Below are 18,918 nucleotides of genomic sequence, written 5' to 3' on the forward strand. Positions count from 1 at the left end.
CAACCGTCTGTCCCTCCCCGACGCTCTGCCGATCTGCGCCGCCGCCCCGCCCGCGCCCCGGCCGGCCGCGGCCACACCCACCCCCGCCCACTGAGCGCAGGAGATCCCGTGCACCGCCCCCCGCGCGTCCCCCCGGACGTACCGGCCGCCGAACGGCTGCCCCGCTTCACGGCGGCGGCCGTCCAGGCCGCGCCCGTCTTCCTCGACCCCGCCGCCACCGTCGACAAGGCCGTGGCCCTGATCGCCGAGGCGGCCGCCGCCGGCGCCGAACTCGTCGTCTTCCCGGAGGCGTTCGTCCCCGGCTACCCCTACTGGAACTGGACGATGAACCCGGTTCAGGGCTCACCCTGGTTCGAGCGCCTCCAACGCGCCTCCGTCGACATCCCGGGCCCCCACGTCGACGCGTTGCGCGCCGCGGCCCGCCGCCACGGGGTAGTCCTCGTCATCGGTGTGAACGAGCGGGTCCCGCACAGCCTCGGGGTCCTCCACAACACCCTGCTCACCATCGGAGCGGACGGCGCGCTCCTCGGCGTGCACCGCAAACTCGTTCCTACGTGGGCCGAGAAGCTCACCTGGACCGGAGGGGACGGGAGTTCCCTGCGGGTCCACCGGACGCCCGTCGGCCCGCTCGGCGCGCTCGCCTGCGGGGAGAACACCAACACGCTGGCCCGGTACGCCCTGTTGGCGCAGGGCGAACTCGTCCACGCCTCCTGCTACATCGCGCTGCCCGTCGCGCCGGCCGACTACGACATGGCCGACGCCATCGCCGTCCGCACGGCCGCCCACAGCTTCGAGGGCAAGGTCTTCTCCGTCGTCGCCTGCTCGACCGTCTCCCCTGAGATCGTCGACCTCCTCGCCGGGGACGACGAGGAGCTCCGGGCCCTGTTCGCCCGGCCGCGCAGCGCCCTTTCCGGCATCTTCGGGCCCGACGGCAGGCCGGTCGTCGAACCCCTCGTCGACGACGAGGGCATCGTCCTCGGCGAGATCGACCTGGCCCGGTGCGTCCAGCCCAAGCAGATGCACGACATCGTCGGCCACTACAACCGCTTCGACGTCTTCCACCTCAACGTCGACAACAGCCCCCGCCCGCCGGTGACGTTCACGGTGCCACCGGACCACCCCGCCCCCGCACCCGCCGCGGATGCCGTGACCACCGCACCCGCCCACCCCGAGGAGGACGCATGAACAGCGCGCAGCAGGACGACGGCATGCTCGGCCGGGCCAGGGTCACCGACACGCCCGAACTCACCGCCTACTACGCGGAACTCGGCGCCCACGACGCGGGCGCGCTGTGGACCGTCGCCAACGACATCGAGCCCTGGTACCCGCAGCCGGCGTCCGTCCCCGTGCTGTGGCGCTACCGCGAGCTGCGGCCCCTGGTCCGCAGGGCCCTCGACCTCGTCCGGGCCGATGACGCGGGCCGCCGCGTGGTGATGCTCGTCAACCCGGGCCGCAAGGACGTCAGCGCCGCCGTCGGGCTCCTCTACACCGGCCTGCAGATCATGGGACCCGGGGAGGCCATGACCGCCCACCGCCACCAGGCGGCGGCCCTGCGCTTCGTACACGAGGGCACGGGCGCCTGGACCGTCGTCGACGGCCAGAAGCTGCGGGTCGGCCCCGGCGACTTCGCGATCACCCCGAACGGCACCTGGCACGAACACGGCAACGAGGCCGACGACGAGCCCGTCATCTGGCAGGACGGCCTGGACATCCCCCTCGTCAACGCCCTGGACGCGGGCTTCTACGAGGTACACCCGGACCTCCACCAGACGCCCGGGAAGGTCATCAACTCCTCGGTCCTGACCTACGGGGCGAACCTCCTGCCGCACGGTGCGGAGAAGTGGACCAGGCCCTACTCGCCGCTGCTCGCCTTCCCCTGGGAGCCCACCTACGAGGCACTGCGCGGCCTCGCGCGGGCCACCGAGGGGTCCCCGTACGACGGGGTGATCGCGGAGTACACCAACCCCGTGACGGGCGGGTCGGTCATGCCCACCATGGGCGCCCACATGCAGCTGCTGCGCCCGGATCAGGCCACGTCGGCCCACCGCCACACCGGCTCGGTGATCTACACGGTGGCCAAGGGCCGCGGCGCCTCGGTGATCGCGGGCCGGCGCTTCGAGTGGACGAAGGGCGACATGTTCTGCGTCCCCTCCTGGGCCTGGCACGAACACCACAACCTCGACGCCTCCGAGGACGCCTGCCTCTTCTCCTTCAACGACTTCCCCGTCATGCGCTCCCTCGGCTTCCACCGCGAGGAGGCCTACCCCGACCACGGCGGCCACCAGCCCGTCACCGGCACTCCCACCGCCACCCCTGCCACCCCTCCTGCCACCGCGGCAACCGCCGCGACCGCCTGAGCCCGAGGAGCCCCCGTGCGACTGATGACCTTCACCACCCCCGCCGCCGGTGTCCTGCCGCGCCTGGGCGTCGAGGCCGACGGCCTCGTGCACGACCTGCCCGCCCTGGCCGACCGGGCGGGCGCGTCCCTCCCGCCCGACCTGCTCTCCTTCGTACAGGCGGGACCGGCGGCCCTGGAGGCCGCCCGGCGGCTGCTCGACGGCCCCCGCCCGGCCGGCGCCGCCCACCGGCTCGACGAGGTGACCCCGTGCCTCCCGTACCGCCCCGGAAAGATCATCGGCGTGGGCCTCAACTACGTCGAGCACGTGGCGGAGTCCAGCCGGAGCCTGGACACCGACGAGGACCTGCCGCCACGGCCCGTCCTCTTCGGCAAGCCCGCGACCGCCGTCACCGGACCCGGACGGCCCGTCCTGCACAACGCCGACCTCACCACCCAGCTGGACTGGGAGTGCGAGCTCGCCGTGGTCATCGGCCGCACCGCGTTCCGGGTGAGCGAGGAGGAGGCGTACGCCCACGTCTTCGGCTACAGCATCCTCAACGACATCAGCGCCCGCGACCAGCGCCGCTCCGGCCAGTGGTTCTTCTCCAAGGGCCAGGACTCCTACGCCCCCTTCGGCCCGGTCGTCGTCACGCGCGACGCGATACCCGACCCGATGGCGCTCGACCTCTCGCTGCGCGTCAACGGAGTCATCAAGCAGAAGTCGAACACGCGCCACATGCTCTTCCCGATCGCCCGGCTCATCGCCGACATCAGCTCCGGCATGACCCTGGAGCCCGGCGACGTCATCGCCACCGGCTCGCCGTCGGGCGTCGGCGCCGGCATGGTCCCGCCGCAGTACCTGGTGCCCGGCGACACCGTCGAGGCGACCGTCGAACGGATCGGCACCCTGACCAACCCCGTCGTCGACGCCCGCTGAACCGCCCCTTCCGTGCCACCTCCACCCCGCCGCGAACGAGGAGTACCCGTGCCGCCCCGTACCTACCGCATCGGCCAGATCGTGCCGAGCTCCAACGTCACCATGGAGACCGAGGTCCCGGCCATCCTGCGGGCCCGCGAGGCCGTCGCCCCCGACGAGCGCTTCACCTTCCACTCCAGCCGGATGCGGATGACCCACGTCACCCCCGAACAGCTCAAGGCCATGGACGGCGACTCCGACCGCTGCGCGGTGGAACTGTCCGACGCCCGCGTCGACGTCCTCGGCTACGCCTGCCTCGTCGCCATCATGAGCATGGGTCCCGGCTACCACCGCGAGGCCCAGGAACGGCTGCACCGCCGCACCGTCGACAACGGCGGCCCGGCACCCGTCGTCACCAGCGCGGGGGCGCTCGTCCACGGCCTGCACACCATCGGCGCCCGGAAGATCGCCCTGCTCGCCCCGTACATGCGCCCGCTGACCCGGACCGTCGTCGACTACCTGGGCCACGAGGGCATCGAGGTCCTCGACCACCGGTCCCTGGAGATCCCCGACAACCTCGACGTCGCCGCGCACGACCCCGCGCGCCTCCCCGCCCTCGCCCGGGCACTGGACCACGCGGACGCCGACGCGGTCGTGCTGTCCGCCTGCGTGCAGATGCCCTCCCTCGGGGCCGTCGAGGAGGCCGAACAACTGCTGGGCAAGCCGGTCGTGTCCGCCTCGATCTGCACCGCCCACCAACTGCTCCGTGCGCTCGGCCTGCCGGCCGTGGCACCCGGCGCCGGCCACCTGCTGTCCGGCGCGTACGCCGACAGCCCGCTGCCGCGGTAGCCGAGGGGGCCGGGGGAGGGCTCGATATGATCGCGACCGTTCACAACGGAAGGCGATCATGTCGGACAGCCCCCTCAGGCCCAGCTCGTTGATCAACACGGTCTACGGCGCGTTCCTGCGCCGCCTCGGCGGCTGGATCTCCATCGCGGACCTGATCACGCTGATGGAAGAGCTGGACGTGGACGGCCCGGCCGTCCGCTCCGCCATCTCCCGCCTGAAGAAGCGCGGCGTCCTCGAACCCGAGCGCAGGGGAGCCACCGGCTACCGCCTCAGCCCCGCCGTCCACCCCGTCTTCGACGAGGGCGACCGCCGCATCTTCGCCAGCCTCGAACCGGCCGACCTCGCCGACGGCTGGGCCATGGCCGTCTTCTCCGTACCGGAGTCCGAACGCTCCCACCGCTACCAGCTGCGCACCCGGCTCACCTGGCTGGGCTTCGGCAACATCGCCCCCGGCGTGTGGCTGGCCCCCCGCAGGCTCCTCGACGACGCCCGGGCCATGCTCGTCCGGCTCGGACTGAGCGAGTACGTCCACCTGTTCGCCGCCGACTACGCGGCCTTCAGCGAACTGTCGCAGACGGTGAGCTCGTGGTGGGACTTCCCGGCGATCCAAACCCAGTACGCCGCCTTCACCGAGGCCCACGCCGCCCTCGCCGAACGCATGACGGCCGGACCGGAACCCGACCCGGCGGAAGCGTTCCGCCACTACGTCCCCCTGCTCACCCAATGGCGCCGGCTGCCCTACCTCGACCCGGGCCTGCCGACGCAACTCCTCCCGCCCGACTGGAACGCGGTGGCGGCCCGGCAGGTCTTCCAACAACTCCACGCCGTCCTCCAGGCCCCGAGCCTGCGCCACGTCGAGGACGTCCGCACCGCCGCGTGAGCCGCGCCGGCATCGCCGGTCCCCGTCGCGCGGGCCACGACACGGCGGGGAGAGGGGCGCACGGGCCACCCGGACGGGGCATCCCCCGGGTCCCGCCCGGGCGGCCCGTGACCCGAGTCAACCGGAGCGCCCGGTCAGGGGCCGGTCGTGGCCGGGGCGAGCGCCGGCCGGGATCCGTTCCACGAGCGCCGCGGCCGCGGCGTCGCGCACCACGAAGTGGACGTCCCACCGGGCGCCGCGCGCCAGCTCGGCCTCCACCGAGGCCCACACGGCGGCCAGGCTCACCTCGGGCGGCAGCCCGCCCCGCCCCGAACCGAGCAGCGGGAAACACACCGAGCGCAACGGCGGCTCGAACCGCTCGTGTTCCTCGGCGAGCAGCGCCAGCGCCCGGGCCGAGGCACGGGTGACGTCGGCGGGCAGCACGTCGTAGTCGTTGGTACCGGCGCGGGGCACGGCCAGCGCCGCGTGGTAGATCCGCCGGATGCCCTGGTCGGCCAGGGCGCCGGCCCCGGTCGGGGCCACCGTACCGGGCAGCACCGGCCGGCCCGCGGTGCCGTAGCTCGCGGCCCAGGTGCGCAGTTCCTCGTGCACGGGATCGGCCAGCACGTCCCCGGTGACGCCGCGCACGGCGGCCGCCCGGCGCAGCGACGCCGACACCGACGACTTGTACGGCTCCGGCAGCGCGAGGTACGTGTTCGTGGGGGAGACCACCACGTCCACGTCGCGCAGCAGATCGATGGGGTGCACGTGCACGGTGAGCCGGGCGCTGCCCGCGCCCGCCCGCACCTCCACCGTCCGGTGGGTCCGCTCCTCCCACTCCCGCGGCGCGTCCGCCGGCGCACCGTCCCCCGCTCCCTCCGCCGCCAACTGGACGATGCGGTCGGCGATCTGGCCGAGCACCATCACCTCGTGGTCCTTGCGGAAGCGCTCGACGCTCACCCCGTACACCGCACAGGCCCGGGCGCGGCGCGAGGACGCCGGCCAGTCCCGGGTGCCCTGGGCCAGGCCCAGGGTGTACTCGGCGGCGGTGCGCAGGGTGCCCGCGTCCAGCCGTGCCACGGCGCGGCGCAGCAGCGCCTCGACGGCCCCGTCCGGCGTCCGGGCGGCGACCGAGGCCGCCGCGGCCTCCAGCGCGGGCAGCGCGTGCCCGCGCAGGCGGACGAGACCGGCCCGTCGGACCTCCTTCAACTCGTCGAGGACGGCAGCGTGTTCCACGTGTAACGGGGTCATGGGACCCACCATGACACCACGCCTCGCGCGGCGACAAGGATCGCAACGATCGTGGCGCGGACCTCAGTCGCGCCCCCCGAACGAGATCGCGGAACGCAGCGGCTCCAGCAGGGCGTTGACCCGCTCCACGCCGGCCCGCGAGCCCAGGTCCTCGATCCCGTCGTCCGGGAGCGTTTCGAGCGGTTTCCCGTCGCAGGCGGCGAAGCGGTCGCCGAACAGCACCAGCGCGTGCCGCGGCCGGTTGCGCCGGGACTGCCAGATCAGGCCCATGGAGGCGGGTGCCTGGACCCGGATCTCGCCCGCCCAGCGCCGTGCCTTCGGATAGTCCTGCTCGTCCTCCAGCAGGCCGGAGTCCTGGCACACGGCCGCCAGGTCGTGCTCGTCGATCAGGGAGACCAGGCTCACCTCGCACCGGGTCCGCATCACACTGAGCGCCCGCCCGTGGACCGCGGCGTACGGGACGAGCCGCAGGCCCCGCTCCGGATCGAAGGGCATCGACCGCAGGAGGGTCTCGGCGAGCGCCGTGGTCGCGGAATCCCCCGCGTACAGGAACGGGTACGGGTCCAGGACCGTGCTGTCGAAGCGGCTGCCGCCGAAGTGCAGGTCCGCGGGCCGGGGGTTGAACTCCTCGGCCGGACGGGCAGCCGTGTGCACCCGCCACAGCAGGGTGCCCATCGGGAGGACGTGGTACCGGGGCCGCAGTTCGTAGGCCGAGGGAGGCAGGACGCGTGTCATCAGTACCCCTCCACCAGCGCCGCCGCGGCTCCGACGAGCTGCTCGCCGGGCAGTTCCCCGAGCAACGAGGCGGGGGCCGCGCCGAGTCGGACGTTGCCGCTGAGCCACCAGTCGGCGGCCCCCCACGGATCGACGTCGGCCAGCAGCAGCCGGTTCACCTCCAGGACCACCCCGTACGCGGTCCCCTCCCCACCGGTGAACTGGAACTCCGGATACCGGTCCCCGTGCACGGGGTCGGGCAGCCGGATCACCTCGGGCGGCGGCGCCGCGCCACCGAACCGGGCCCTCACCTCCTCGGCCGCCAGGGACGGGGCCTCCAGCAACCTGCGCCGCACGGCGCCGACGATCGCCGCGGTGTCCGGCGCGGGGGAGGGGGAGGACTGCCGGGCCGCGAGCCGCGCCAACAGCGCCCGCGCGCCCGCCACGACGTCCACCGGAGCCGTGACGGACCCCGCGAGCCGTCCCGAGTCCAGCGCCGCCCGCACCGGATGGCCGAACGGCAGCGGGTGCAACGCGAGCCGCACGCCCTGGAGGGCTCTGCGGACCGCCTTGCCGTCGGCCTCGGCCGTGGCGCCGAGATCCCCCAGCCGGGTGAGGAGCGTCGTCCGCTGTTCCTCGGTCAGGGCGGCGTTGACGCTCTCCCAGTGTTCGCCGAGGAGGCCGAGCAGCCGCTCCCGCGCTCCGTTCGTGCTCATGCGGTCCTCTTTTCCGGGCCGTGACGGCCCCGATGGGAGCGGGGCGGCCCGGACCGCCGCAGCGGACGCCGCGCACCACCGCCATCCTCGCCGCCCATCTGCATCCCCTGAGAACTCCCTTGTGGAAAGCCCATCATGACGAGCCGTCGGAACCAGTGTCAGCCCCCGGCGCCGGATCCACCGTACGAACGCCCGGCAGTCGACCGGGAAACGCCCAGATCGGTCCGCATCCGGTGCCGCATCTCCCGCAGCAGGTCCCACAGGGCGTCGATGTCGCCCTGCGCGGCGACGTCACCCGGCCGCGGGACGCCGTCGTCCAGCCGCCGCAGGGAGCCGTAGACGGTGCCGAGCGCGTGCGCGACCCCGCCCGCGATGCCGAGCATCCCGTCCGGCAGTCGCATCTGGGCCTCCGCGTACACCTCCCGGTGCAGGTCCCGGGCCTCGGTGAGCCGTCGCCGCACCGCCGGGAGCTCCCCCTCCCGGCCCAGCGCGTGCAACAGGTCGGTCAACGCCGCCAGGTACTGCCGGCACGCGGTGTTCAGCGCCACGTAGCACGCGCGGCGCTCCACGGCCTCCGCACGCCGCTCCCGGGACTCCTCGGCCTGCTCCCGCTGCCGCTCCCGGCCCCGTTCCGCCGCCCGCTGGGTCAGCAGCGCCGACAGCAGCGTCCCGACGACCCCCACCACCGCGACCGCGAACGCGGTCGTGCTCCCGGCGTCCACCCGGCCTCCGTCCCCGTACCGTCACCCGGTCAGCGAAGCACCGGAGCCCACCGCGCGGGAAGCCCCCGCCCGGGGAACGCCCGGAGTGCGACCCGTCGGTGACCGCGAGCGCGGCCGGATCCGGTCGTGTACGGGGTGAGGGCCGGTCGTCCGGCGGGAACGGGGGACACGGCGCCGGGGCGCGGTTCATCATGAACGCCGGCGTGGGAACACGGCAGAGGGGGACGCATGGACGACAGCGACAGCGGCGGAGTCCAGGGCCTGCGGGCATGGGCCGAGGACGCCGCACGGAGGGCGGCGGGGCGGCTGCCCACGGAGGGCGCCGCCCGCCCGTCGGCGACCGACTACGACCCTTCGATCGAGGAGTTGGACCAGGTCGTCCCGCTCCTGGACCACGACCCGGCGCTGCGGGTCCGCCTCACCGTCCTGCTCGGATGCCTCCTCGCCTGGCGGTACTCGGCCGGCGGCCGGGCGGCGGACAAGGAGCGGGCGGAGCGGTTGTTGAGGGCGGTCCGCGAACCCGGCTCCGGGGTGGCGTTGGCCCCCCAGGAGGAACAGATGTCCGCGGCCATGCTGACCATGCTCGCCCTGCCGGTCTTCGACCTCGGCCCGCTGCTCGACGGCAGGCTGCCCAGCGTGGCGGAGGTCAGCCGGTGGGCGCTGGAGAACCCCGACGGCAAGGACGGCATGCTGAAGGCGTTCCAGGAGCTCCTGGACTCGCCGGAGGCACTGGTGACGTTGGACCCCGGAATGCGGCATGCGTTCGAAGGCCTGGCCCGCATGGAGCGGGAGGGCTATCCGGACGACCCGGAGGAGGTGGTCAAGCTGCTGCCCGAGGGCAACCCGATGGCCGACCAGATCCGGGCCGTGTACGACCTGTTGGACTTGAAGGGCAAGCCGCCGCACGAACGACACGATCCGGACCGGCCCGAGGCCGCCGCCACCCCGGACCGACCCGAGGACCTCGGAGCCCCGGACGGCCCGAAGGATCCCGGCCCCCCGGGGCTCTCTCCGGACGTGCCCGCCACCGGGCAGGAAGGCCTGGACCCGGAAGTCTCGGAGGTGGCGCTGCAAGCCCTCCTGCCCGCGCTGATGGCCGTCATGGAAGGCGTGCGGAGCCGCGACCCGCAGGAGGTGGACGACGCGGTGCGGCTCCTGCGCGCCACCTACGACCGGATGCCGCCCGGCGACCCGTTGACGCAGATGCTCGCCGGAGCCCTGGGCGGACTGCTCCAGCTGGGCCCGGTGATCGGCGGGAACGAGCAGGACGGCGAACGCGGCCGCGCCCTCATCCCGGACGTCGTGGAACGGTTCGGGACGGACATCCCCGCCTGGGCCGCGCCCGGCCTCGTCTCGTTGCGGATCGCCCAGCACGCCGCCGTGGTCCTCGCGGCCAAGGTGCGGGAGGACGTGCCGCGGCTCGACGCGGCCATCGAGGACCTGACCACGATCGAAGCGGCCCTCGCACCGGGCGACACGAACCGCCCATCGGCCCAGGTCGTCCTCGGACAGGCCCGCCTGCTGCGGGGGCTCCTGACGGACGACCTCCCGCAGGCACTGGAGGGCCTCGACGGCTTCGGCGAACTGGCCGCGCGCCCCGAGTCGTTACCCGCCCCGCTGCGGCACCTCGCCGGGCAGATGGCCGAAGCCGAGCAGGCCGTACGGGCCAGGATGACCGGGGACCCCGAGCCGATCCGGGTGCTGTCCGAACCCGGTCCGGACGCGCCGCCCGCCGAGTGGTCGACGTACGCCTCGAAGCTGGCCCTGCGGCACGAGCTCAGCGGCGAGCCCGCGGACCTCGACCGCGCCGTCGACGCCCACACCCGGGTCCGTACCGCCCTCAAGGAGGGACGCGTCGCCTCCCTCGCGGCGGAGTCCCTGTGGGAGTTGAGCGGGCTCCACCAGAAGCGCTGGCGCGGCACCCGACGTCGCGAGGACGCGACCGCGGCCACCGAGGTCGCCATCGAGGCGCTCCGGGCCCTCGCCGCGGACGTGGTGCTCCAACTCGGACCCGAACACGGCCTGCTCACCGCCCGGTCGGGAGCCCGGCGCGGCGTACTGGCGGCCATGTGGGCGGCCTCCCACGGCCAGTTGGCGGAGGCCGTGACGGCGCTGGAACTCGGTCGGGCGACGGTACTGCACGCGGCCTCCGCCTCCGCGGGCGTACCGGAACTGCTGGAGGCCCGCGGCCGGGCCGACCTGGCCGCCGCGTGGCGGGAGCCCCTGAGGTCGCTCACCCCGGACGAACTGCCGGGAGCCCTCCCGAGCAGCCTGCGCCGCCAGGCACTGGAGGTGCTCGGCTACCGGGACCAGGAGCTGATCCCGACCCCCACCGTGAGCGAGCTGACGAGCGGGGTCACCGCGAGCGACGCCGACGCGCTGGTCTACCTCATGTCCGGCTCCGGACTCTCGCCCGGCCTGGCCCTGCTGGTCGGCCCGGACTGCGGAACCTGCGTCATCGGACTCCCCCTGCTGACGGTGGAGCGCAGCGGACCGCTGCGCCGCTACATGGACGCCGCCGCCGAGCGGGCCGCCCGCCCCGGCGACCCGGAGGCCGAACAGGCTTGGGAGGCGGCCCTGTCGGTGCTGTGCGACTGGTCGTACCAAGCGGCGCTGGGGCCCGTGCTCGCCGGGATGACCGAGCGGATCGCCGCGAACGCCGACCGGCGCCCCCACTCCCGCACCCCCCGCCTCGTCCTCGTCCCCTGCGGCAATCTGGGGGTGGTCCCCTGGCACGCTGCCCGGCTGCCCGACGTGGCGCCCGCCGACTACGCCTGCCAGTTCATGGCGATCAGCTACGCGGCCTCCGGCTCCCACTTCCTGCGCGCCGTCGCCCGCGACCGGCGGCCCCCGGCCGCCGCGGCCGTCCTCCTGGCCGACCCGCGGATCGACCTGACCCTCGCCGAGCGGGAGGCGGCCGCCCTCAACGCGGCCTTCTACCCCGACGCGCGGCTGCTCGGCGAGTACTACGAGTCCTCCCTGCAACCGGTGGCCGAGGGCACTCCCGACGAACTGATGGACTTCCTCGACGAGCCCCTGTCCGTCCTCCACCTCGCCTGCCACGGCTCCGCCGGAACCAGCCCCACCGTCTCCGCGCTCCACCTCGCCTTCCCCGCCGGTACGGAGCAACTGCCCCCCGAGCAGGGCGGGTACGGGGCCTCCCCGGACCGGGGCATGCTGACCGTGGCCCGGCTGCTGGAACGCGCGAGCACCGCCCGCCCGGGCGAGGACGCGCCGCGGAGCGGCCCGCTCGTCGTGCTCAGCGCCTGCGAGACCGACCTCAGCAACCGGGACCACGACGAGGCCCTGACGCTGGCGACGGCCTTCGTGGCGGGCGGGGCCCGGGACGTGGTCGGCTCCCGCTGGACCACCCAGGACGGCGCATCGGCCCTGATGATGGCCGTCTTCCACCACCACGTGGCCGTCGAGGGCCGCAGCCCCGTGGACGCCCTGCGCGCGGCGCAGATGTGGATGCTGGACCCCGACCGCCGCGACCCCGGCACCCTCGGCGAAGAACTCCTCCGCGAAATGGACCGGCCCGGCCTGGACCGGCTCCCGCTCTGGGCCGCCTTCACCCACCAGGGGAACCCCGGACCCGCCGCGTCCACCCGCGGGGCCACGTCCCCCACCACGCCGCGCCCGGTGGCGGAACCGACACCGCCGGAACAGCGGCTGCTGCGCCTGGTCGCCGCGCACCTCGACGGCATCCGCGCCGAGCTCGACGAGGACCGGTACGAGGTGCTGCGGTCCCGCGTGCGGGACCTCGCGGCCGACCCGGGGGACCCGCGCGACCGCCGAAAGGCTCTGCTCGGGATCAGGCTCGCCCTGCTGCCGCTGCCGCTCGACCACCCCGTCCGGCTCGCCCTGGACCTCGCCCGCCGGGCCGGCCCGCCGGCCGGGCCGGAGGTGGTCACCGACGCCCGCGAGGTACTGGCCCTGATGGAGGCGCGGAGGAACGGAGGGGAGGAGTAGGGAGGATCAGGGCGCTTCCGGCGGGCCGGCACGGCCGTGTCCCGCCGGGTGCGCGGTGTGCGAGGGGTTGTCGGTGTCGGTCAGGGCCGCGGTGAGCGCGGCGTGGTCGGCGACCGTCAGGTCCGCGTAGTCCAGGGCGAAGCGGGTGACCGCCTCGTCGAAGGCGTCACCGGCGCCCAGGTACCCGGCGATCGCGAACCGGTCGCCGGTCCGCGCGTGCGCGCGGGCCAGCGTGCGGCCGCACAGCCGGGCGTAGCCCTCCAGCAGCAGCGGATCCATGCTCGCGACGTCGGCCGAGCCCTTCATGTCCCTCAGCTGCCGCCAGTAGAAGTGCCGACCCTCGGGCCCGGTGGCCCAACCGAGGAAGATGTCGCCGGCCGCCTGGAGGAGCCGCTGCCCGGCCACCACCCGGTGTCCGGAGTGCGGGTGCGCCGACCGCCCGAGGTGGGCCTCCAGCACCGACGGCACGGCCTCCTTGATCTGGAGGAAGAGCGGGTCCGCGTCGTCGCGGCCCGTCAGGAGCACGACGAAGCAACGGGTGCCGACACTGCCGACGCCCACCACCTTGCGGGCCACGTCCACCACGTGGAAGCGGTCCAGCAACAGCCGCCGCTCCTCCGGGAGCGAGGCCCGGTACTCCCGGAACACCTGCTCCACCACGGCCTCGTCCAGGGCCCCCACCGGCTCCAGCAGCGGCGGTTCGAAACGGAGCCGGAGCCTGCCGTCCACCACCTCCGCCAACTTGTCCAGCGTTTGGGGACCGGTCCGCCGCCGGGCCCGCTCCAGCCCGGACGCGACCCGCTCGCGGTGCCGCCGCCGTACCAGGGGCAGCACCTCGGCGCTGTCCACCCGCTCGTACCAGACGGCGAGTTCGCCCAGCCCCGCCAGCCGGCGCATGTTCCGCCGGTACGCCGCCGCGGCCGCCCCGGCGGCGCGCCGGGCGGCCTTGTCGCCGTGACCGTTGTCCCGGGCCGCCACGGCCACGCTCGCCGCCAGCCGTTTCACGTCCCATTCGAAGGGGCCCGGCAGCGTTTCGTCGAAGTCGTTCAGGTCGAACAGCAGGGCCCGCTCGGGAGAGGCGTACAGCCCGAAGTTCAGCAGGTGCGCGTCCCCGCACAACTGCACCACCAACCCGGTGTGCGGAGCCGCCGCGAGGTCGGCCGTCATCACGGCCACCGCGCCGCGCAGGAAGGGGAACGCGCCGGCCGCCATCCGGGAGTACCGCAGCGGCAGCAGTTCCGGCAGCCGGTCCGCGCCCTGCGCCGCCAGCACGGCCACCGGATCCGGGCGGCTCTCCTGCGAAGGCGTCGCCGCGTGCTCGGACCGGGGCAGCCGCTTGCGCCGCGCCCGGCCGTACCGGACCCGTTCGTCGGGGGACGGGGGCGGAGCCATTGCCATCCCCCAGTCATATCACCGGCTCCGGGCGTGCGCCGTCCGGGGGAACGCCCGGTGCGCCGGACCGCCCCGGCGGCCGGTGGCGGCGCAAGGTCCATTGCGGTGCCGTGTTCCGCACGGCCGTCCAGCGGTATCGAGGAACGTCCGGCACAGTCCGGCAGTGGAGATGGGGAAGCGCGGATGCGCATGTTCGGGAAGATCGCCGTGGCGGCGCCGGTGGCCGCCGTCTCGGCCGTTCTGTTCGCCGGGAGCGCCCTGGCGTCGGGGTCGTACGCGGAGGGGCTGGTCGTCAGCTCGTCGGGGGTGAAGGTCCGGTCGAGCCCGACCACCACGGCCCGGGTCGTCGGCACCCTCGCCCCGTGGCAGAAGGTGAAACTGTCCTGCCGGACCGAGGCCAAATGGGTGGAGGGCAACGACACCTGGTACCGGTTGCACGGCGACGGCTGGGTGTCGGCCCGCTACGTGCACAACTACACCAACGTGCCTTGGTGCTGAACCCGCGGCCGACCTCCCGCTGACCCGGTTCAGGCCTCCCGGGCGACGCAGTCGCCGGCGCCCGCCTTCCCCAGGCCCCCGCCGGTCAGGTCGAAGGACAGGACGAGTCCGGCACCGGTGGCGCGCGCCCTGGTGAGACCGACCCCGTCCGGGAGGTCCCCCAGGCCGATCGTGCGGGGCTTCAGCTTGTCGGCGATGCCGGATCCGAGGGGCAGGGACGCCAGCCGGTCCACCGGTATGTCACGGCCGAACAGCCGGACGGCGGCCGGGGTGACGGTGACGCTGTCCGCGGTGGTGGACAGGGTCGTCCTGACGGTGACGGGCAGCCCCGTGCCGCCGGCGTCGCCCGTGAGCGTGAGGTCCTTGCCGTCCGTGCCCAGGACCAGGCCGGAGGCGACATCTCCCGCCTCCCGCTCCGCGCGCCGGTTCAAGGACTCGTAGGGGACGGTGGCCGTGGCGGTGCCCCCGCCCACGCCGTCGCGGGACACGTCCTTGAGGACCGCCTCGACGTCCATGTCGGTGCCCTCCCGCCGGACCCCCTCCGCGCGGACACGGACGGTCCCGATGCCGCCGGTGAGGGCGCGCAGTCCGGCGAGGGGGCCGTCGAGGTCGGCGCTGACCGTGCCTGCCGCACCGAGTCGGCAGGTCGCCGCGTCGACGACCTCGCCCTCGGCCCGCTGCTGGGCCACGAGGTTCACGGTCCCGGTCGCGGCGGTCGCCACGAGGCAGGCGGCGGCGGTGACGATCAGGGTCTTGCGGCGGGGGCTTTTCACGGTGCGGGTGTTCCGTTCCGGGCGAGGGCGAGCAGGTCGAAGGCCTTGGGCAGGAGCGGCGCGGCGTCCCCGGCGGTACCGGCCTCACGGCGGGCCCGCTGGGTGCGCAACACGGCGCGGGCGGCCGAGAGGGCCGAGCAGGCGATCACGTTCGCGTGGAGGTCGGCGTCGGGCAGGTCGGCCGGGAGGCGCTCCAGCACGAGGAGGGCCAGCCGGTCCTCGAACTCGATGAAGGCCTGCATCAGCCGGGACCGGATCAGCGCCTGGCCCTCGGTGCCGGCCAGCGAGTGGGTCAGACCCGCCAGGGTGCTCCGCGCGAACGGCACCGCGGCCTCCATCAGGGCGCGGCACACCGCGTCGAGGGGGTCCTCGTCGCGGGGACGCGCGGCCAGCGCGGCCTCGATGAAGGCGAACAACTCGGCGCTGTCCGGCAGCAGCAGGGATTCCTTGTTCTCGAAGTACCGGAAGAACGTGCGCTCCGACACGTTCGCGGCCGCCGCGATGTCGGTGACCGTCGTCGCGGTGTACCCCCGCTCGGCGAAGAGTCGGGCCGCGCACGCACGCAAGGTGCGACGGGTCTGCTCCTTCTTGCGTTCGCGCAGGCCGGGCGGGGTGTTCTCGGGTGCCATGGAGTCACCCTACCCATCGCGACAGACATGTCAATTGTCAGTCCTGCCATGTGTGACCTAGTGTCTCTTGGCAGTGCTGCCACTTTTTGGAGTCGCCGTGTCTTCCGCCCTGCCCGAGGTACCCCCCGCCGCGCCGCCCGTCCCGGACGGGGAGGCGCCCTCCCGGCTCGCCCGCACCGGGGCGTTCTGCGCCCGACACCCGCTGTGGGTGCTGGCGGCCTGGCTGCTCGTCATGTGCGCCGCGCTCGCCGGACGGCAACTGGTCGGCGCCGGTTACAGCGACCAGGTGAGCCTGCCCGGCACCGCCACCCACACCGGGGCGAGCCTGCTCAACGCCTCCGAGCCGGCCGCCGGGGCACCGAGCGGCAAGGTCGTCCTCCACGTGGACTCCGGCACGGTCGCCGACCACGGCGGGGCGGTCTCCGACACGATCGCCCGGCTCGCCGCCCTGCCCCACGTCACGGCCGCGTCGCCCCCCGTGACCAGTGCGGACGGCCGGACCGCCTACAGCGTCGTGTCCTTCGACGCGCCGCTGAAGTCCCTCGGCCACGCCTACACCGACGAGCTGGACGAAGCCACCCAACCGGCCCGCGCGGCCGGCGTCGGCGTCGGCTACGGGGGTGACCTCGACCAGATCGTCCGGCCGCCCGCCGACGACGTCGCCGCCGAACTCACCGGCCTCGCCGCGGCCCTGGTGATCCTGCTCCTGGCCTTCGGCAGCGTCGCCGCCGCGCTCCTGCCCATCGCCACCGCGCTGATCGGGGTGGGCGTCGGCATGGGCGTGGTCGGCGTCGTCGCGGGCGCCGTCGCCTTCGCCACCGCGGCGCCCACCCTCGCGGCCATGCTCGGCCTCGGCGTCGGAATCGACTACGCCCTGTTCCTCACCACCCGCTACCGCCAGGACCTCATGGAGGGCCGCGATCCCGTCGAGGCCGCCGGCCGGACCGCCGCCACCAGTGGGCACGCCGTCCTGGTCGCCGCCCTGACCGTCGGTGTCGCCCTCCTCGGTCTCTACGCCTGCGGCATCGGCTTCATCGGCAAACTCGGACTCGCCGCGACCATCGCCGTGGTGATGACCGCCGCGGCGGCGGTCACCCTGGTGCCCGCCGCGCTCGGACTGGTCGGCCGGCGCATCGACCGCGTGCACGTGCGCCGCCCCGTCGCCGAGACGTCCGGGGACCGGGACGGCTGGCACCGCTACGCCGCCCGCGTGGCACGTCGCCCCTGGACGTTCCTCCTGGCCGGTACGGCGCTCCTCGCCCTGTGCGCCGTACCGATGTTCTCCATGCGGCTCGGTCACGTCGACAGCGGCTCCGACCCGGTCGGCAGCAGCACCCGCGACGCCCACACCTGGATATCCGATGCCGGGGGCCCCGGGTTCGGGCCGGGCGCCAACGGCCCCCTCCTCGTCGTCGTGGACCTGCGCGACGCGTCGCGCGCCGCCGCCGACATCGGCCGGGCGCTGGGGGAGGCCCTCGAAGGGACTCCCGGGGTGGCGCGCGCGACCCCGCCGAGGGCGAGCGCCGACGGCAGGATCCTCATCTCGACGGTCACGCCCGCCACCGGTCCCCAGGAGGCGGCCACAGGCGCCCTCTTCGACCGGCTCGGCGACAGCACGCTCCCGCAGGCCCTGGCGGACACCGGGGCCACCGCCCACCTGACCGGCACCACCGCCGGTCAGCTCGACTTCCGCGACACCGTCACCCAGCGCCTGCCGCTCATCATCGGCCTCGTCCTCGTCGCCTCGTTCCTGCTGCTGATGACCGTCTTCCGGAGCCTGGTCATCCCGCTCAAGGCCGTCCTCCTCAACCTCGCCACCACCGCCGCCTCGTACGGAGTGCTCGTCGCCGTCTTCCAATGGGGCTGGGGAGCAGGACTGTTGGGCCTGACGGGGCCGGTGCCGATCGAGTCGTACGTGCCGATGATGATGTTCGCCATCACCTTCGGGCTGTCCATGGACTACGAGATCTTCCTGCTGTCCCGCATCGCCGAGGACTGGCGTGCCCGCAAGGACAACCAGCACGCCGTGGGCACCGGGCTCGCCGTGACCGGCCGGGTCATCTCCAGCGCCGCACTGATCATGACGGTGGTGTTCCTGTCGTTCGCCGCCTCGCCCACCGTCGTCATCAAGATGCTCGCGCTGGGGCTGGCCGTCAGCGTGATCATCGACGCGACCGTCGTCCGGCTCGTCATGGTGCCGTCGTTCATGTTCCTCACGGGGCGCGCCAATTGGTGGCTGCCGCGCGGCCTGGACCGGATCCTGCCGCACATCAGGGCCTGAGCGTCCGGCCGGACGAAAGGACGGCAGCCCGATTCCCGCGCCGGCCCGGGGCGGAATTCCCCGTGAATTCCGCCCCGGGCCGGCCCGCGTCCCGTCCACGTGACTTCGATGGTCTTTCCAGCGTCCTTATAGCGGTACGGGCGATTATGGGCCTTGCACGGAAGAGGCTGATTCTCGTCGGTGGACCACCGTGTTCCAGCCGTCGAAAGCGTAATTCGGACGTGCCCATTCGGGACGTCCGATGCATTTCGCAATTGCTTGCAGCAGCTCGATCGGCCTTGCCATACTTTTTTGGAACAGCGCTCTCCGAATATCGGACGACCCGAGCCGCGGAGTGCGGCGTTTCTGTTCCGTGCACATTCGGCTATCGCCTCCACTTCTGGGAGACATCTGTGCCCGACTTCGCGAGCACCATCGATCTCGACCTCCAGGAACTCGACCTCGACCTCAGCGACCTCGTCGTGACGTCCATGCGCGACAAGGGCGCCCTGCCCGAGGGCGCCGCGGCCGGCGGCGCCTGCTCCTGCGTGGCCTCGTCCAGCTGCGTCGACCCGCAGCTGGAGACCGGTGTGTCCACGGGCTGACCACCGCCCGTCACCACACCCCGCACCCAACCCATCCGACCGTTCTGCGAAGGAGACAACCATGTCCGAAGCCCGCCCCGCACCCGAATTCGAGATCGAGGACCTCGACCTCGGCGAACTCACCGTGACGTCCATGCGTGATACGGCCGCCCTCCCCGAAGGCGGAGCCTCCTGGGGCTCGTGTTCCTGCCAGGGGTCCTCCTCCTGCGCCCAGCCGGACGCGGGCGAAATCCCCGTGGGCTGACCCACCGACCACTCACCACCGGCATGCCGGACGCCTCCCGCCGTACCCCGCGTGCGGCGGGAGGCCCGCGCCACCACACACAGGACGGGGAGCGGCATGCCGCAGCCACAGCACACCGCCGCCGGCGCCGCGACGGGCCCGCCGCAGCCTCACCGCACCGTGCCCCCGACGGGCCTGCCG

17 protein-coding genes are annotated in these 18,918 nt (G+C 73.9%); 10 read left to right on the forward strand and 7 right to left on the reverse strand.

Features of this window, described 5'->3' with window-relative positions:
- Positions 1-108: 108 nt before the first annotated feature.
- From NOD94_RS32775 to NOD94_RS32795, 5 genes are all read left to right on the forward strand, one after another.
- The gene (locus NOD94_RS32775; protein ID WP_281209820.1) at positions 109-1,185 is read left to right on the forward strand and encodes a carbon-nitrogen hydrolase family protein; all 1,077 of its coding nucleotides are present in this window, start codon (positions 109-111) and stop codon (positions 1,183-1,185) included.
- The gene (locus tag NOD94_RS32780; protein ID WP_281209821.1) at positions 1,182-2,357 is read left to right on the forward strand and encodes a cupin domain-containing protein; all 1,176 of its coding nucleotides are present in this window, start codon (positions 1,182-1,184) and stop codon (positions 2,355-2,357) included. The genes NOD94_RS32775 and NOD94_RS32780 overlap by 4 nt, the downstream gene beginning before the upstream one ends.
- Before the next feature lie 24 nt (positions 2,358-2,381).
- Positions 2,382-3,275 (forward strand): fumarylacetoacetate hydrolase family protein, encoded by an 894-nt coding sequence (locus NOD94_RS32785; protein ID WP_281209834.1) that lies wholly within the window; start codon positions 2,382-2,384, stop codon positions 3,273-3,275.
- Between the two features lie 102 nt (positions 3,276-3,377).
- The gene (locus NOD94_RS32790) at positions 3,378-4,103 is read left to right on the forward strand and encodes an Asp/Glu racemase (RefSeq protein WP_281209835.1); all 726 of its coding nucleotides are present in this window, start codon (positions 3,378-3,380) and stop codon (positions 4,101-4,103) included.
- Positions 4,104-4,161: 58 nt separating this feature from the next.
- Complete coding sequence (locus tag NOD94_RS32795) at positions 4,162-4,983, forward strand: PaaX family transcriptional regulator C-terminal domain-containing protein (RefSeq protein ID WP_281209822.1); 822 nt, start codon at positions 4,162-4,164, stop codon at positions 4,981-4,983.
- 117 nt (positions 4,984-5,100) lie between these two features.
- Here the strand turns inward: NOD94_RS32795 and NOD94_RS32800 are convergent, their stop codons facing one another.
- The 4 genes from NOD94_RS32800 to NOD94_RS32815 form a co-directional block, all read right to left on the reverse strand.
- Complete coding sequence (locus tag NOD94_RS32800; protein WP_281209823.1) at positions 5,101-6,213, reverse strand: hypothetical protein; 1,113 nt, start codon at positions 6,211-6,213, stop codon at positions 5,101-5,103.
- A gap of 63 nt (positions 6,214-6,276) precedes the next feature.
- A complete protein-coding gene (locus NOD94_RS32805; RefSeq protein WP_281209824.1) occupies positions 6,277-6,948 on the reverse strand; it encodes an RES family NAD+ phosphorylase in 672 nt (223 codons plus the stop codon).
- Positions 6,948-7,643: a hypothetical protein gene (locus NOD94_RS32810; protein WP_281209825.1), complete on the reverse strand. Its 696-nt coding sequence runs from the start codon at positions 7,641-7,643 to the stop codon at positions 6,948-6,950. Before NOD94_RS32810 ends, NOD94_RS32805 begins: the two co-directional genes overlap by 1 nt.
- 158 nt (positions 7,644-7,801) lie before the next feature.
- Entirely contained in the window at positions 7,802-8,365 is a 564-nt protein-coding gene (locus NOD94_RS32815; protein WP_281209826.1) for a hypothetical protein, read from the reverse strand.
- 228 nt (positions 8,366-8,593) lie between these two features.
- Here NOD94_RS32815 and NOD94_RS32820 point away from each other — a divergent pair, with 228 nt between their 5' ends.
- Positions 8,594-12,337 carry a CHAT domain-containing protein gene (locus tag NOD94_RS32820; protein WP_281209827.1) on the forward strand — a complete coding sequence of 1,248 codons (3,744 nt, stop codon included), beginning with the start codon at positions 8,594-8,596 and terminating at the stop codon, positions 12,335-12,337.
- 6 nt (positions 12,338-12,343) lie between these two features.
- On the opposite strand, the gene NOD94_RS32825 is transcribed toward NOD94_RS32820, so the two are convergent.
- Positions 12,344-13,729, reverse strand: coding sequence for a DUF2252 domain-containing protein (locus NOD94_RS32825; RefSeq protein ID WP_281209836.1), 1,386 nt, complete (start codon positions 13,727-13,729; stop codon positions 12,344-12,346).
- Between the two features lie 183 nt (positions 13,730-13,912).
- On the opposite strand from NOD94_RS32825, the gene NOD94_RS32830 reads away from it, so the two are divergent.
- Positions 13,913-14,227, forward strand: coding sequence for an SH3 domain-containing protein (locus tag NOD94_RS32830; RefSeq protein WP_281209828.1), 315 nt, complete (start codon positions 13,913-13,915; stop codon positions 14,225-14,227).
- Positions 14,228-14,256: 29 nt separating this feature from the next.
- On the opposite strand, the gene NOD94_RS32835 is transcribed toward NOD94_RS32830, so the two are convergent.
- Positions 14,257-15,000, reverse strand: a complete 744-nt coding sequence (locus NOD94_RS32835) for a DUF2993 domain-containing protein (protein ID WP_281209829.1) — start codon at positions 14,998-15,000, stop codon at positions 14,257-14,259.
- On the reverse strand, positions 14,997-15,629 hold the full coding sequence (locus tag NOD94_RS32840) for a TetR/AcrR family transcriptional regulator (protein ID WP_281209830.1): 633 nt from the start codon (positions 15,627-15,629) through the stop codon (positions 14,997-14,999). The genes NOD94_RS32835 and NOD94_RS32840 overlap by 4 nt, the downstream gene beginning before the upstream one ends.
- Before the next feature lie 97 nt (positions 15,630-15,726).
- Between NOD94_RS32840 and NOD94_RS32845 the strand changes: the two genes are divergently transcribed.
- From NOD94_RS32845 to NOD94_RS32855, 3 genes are all read left to right on the forward strand, one after another.
- A complete protein-coding gene (locus NOD94_RS32845) occupies positions 15,727-17,910 on the forward strand; it encodes an MMPL family transporter (protein WP_281209831.1) in 2,184 nt (727 codons plus the stop codon).
- A 392-nt stretch (positions 17,911-18,302) separates the two neighbouring features.
- Positions 18,303-18,494 (forward strand): thiazolylpeptide-type bacteriocin, encoded by a 192-nt coding sequence (locus NOD94_RS32850; RefSeq protein ID WP_281209832.1) that lies wholly within the window; start codon positions 18,303-18,305, stop codon positions 18,492-18,494.
- Positions 18,495-18,555: 61 nt separating this feature from the next.
- Positions 18,556-18,738 carry a thiazolylpeptide-type bacteriocin gene (locus tag NOD94_RS32855; RefSeq protein ID WP_281209833.1) on the forward strand — a complete coding sequence of 61 codons (183 nt, stop codon included), beginning with the start codon at positions 18,556-18,558 and terminating at the stop codon, positions 18,736-18,738.
- The last annotated feature ends 180 nt before the right edge of the window (positions 18,739-18,918 follow it).

It is taken from the genome of Streptomyces sp. Isolate_45 (assembly GCF_024721315.2).
Lineage (GTDB): Bacteria > Actinomycetota > Actinomycetes > Streptomycetales > Streptomycetaceae > Streptomyces.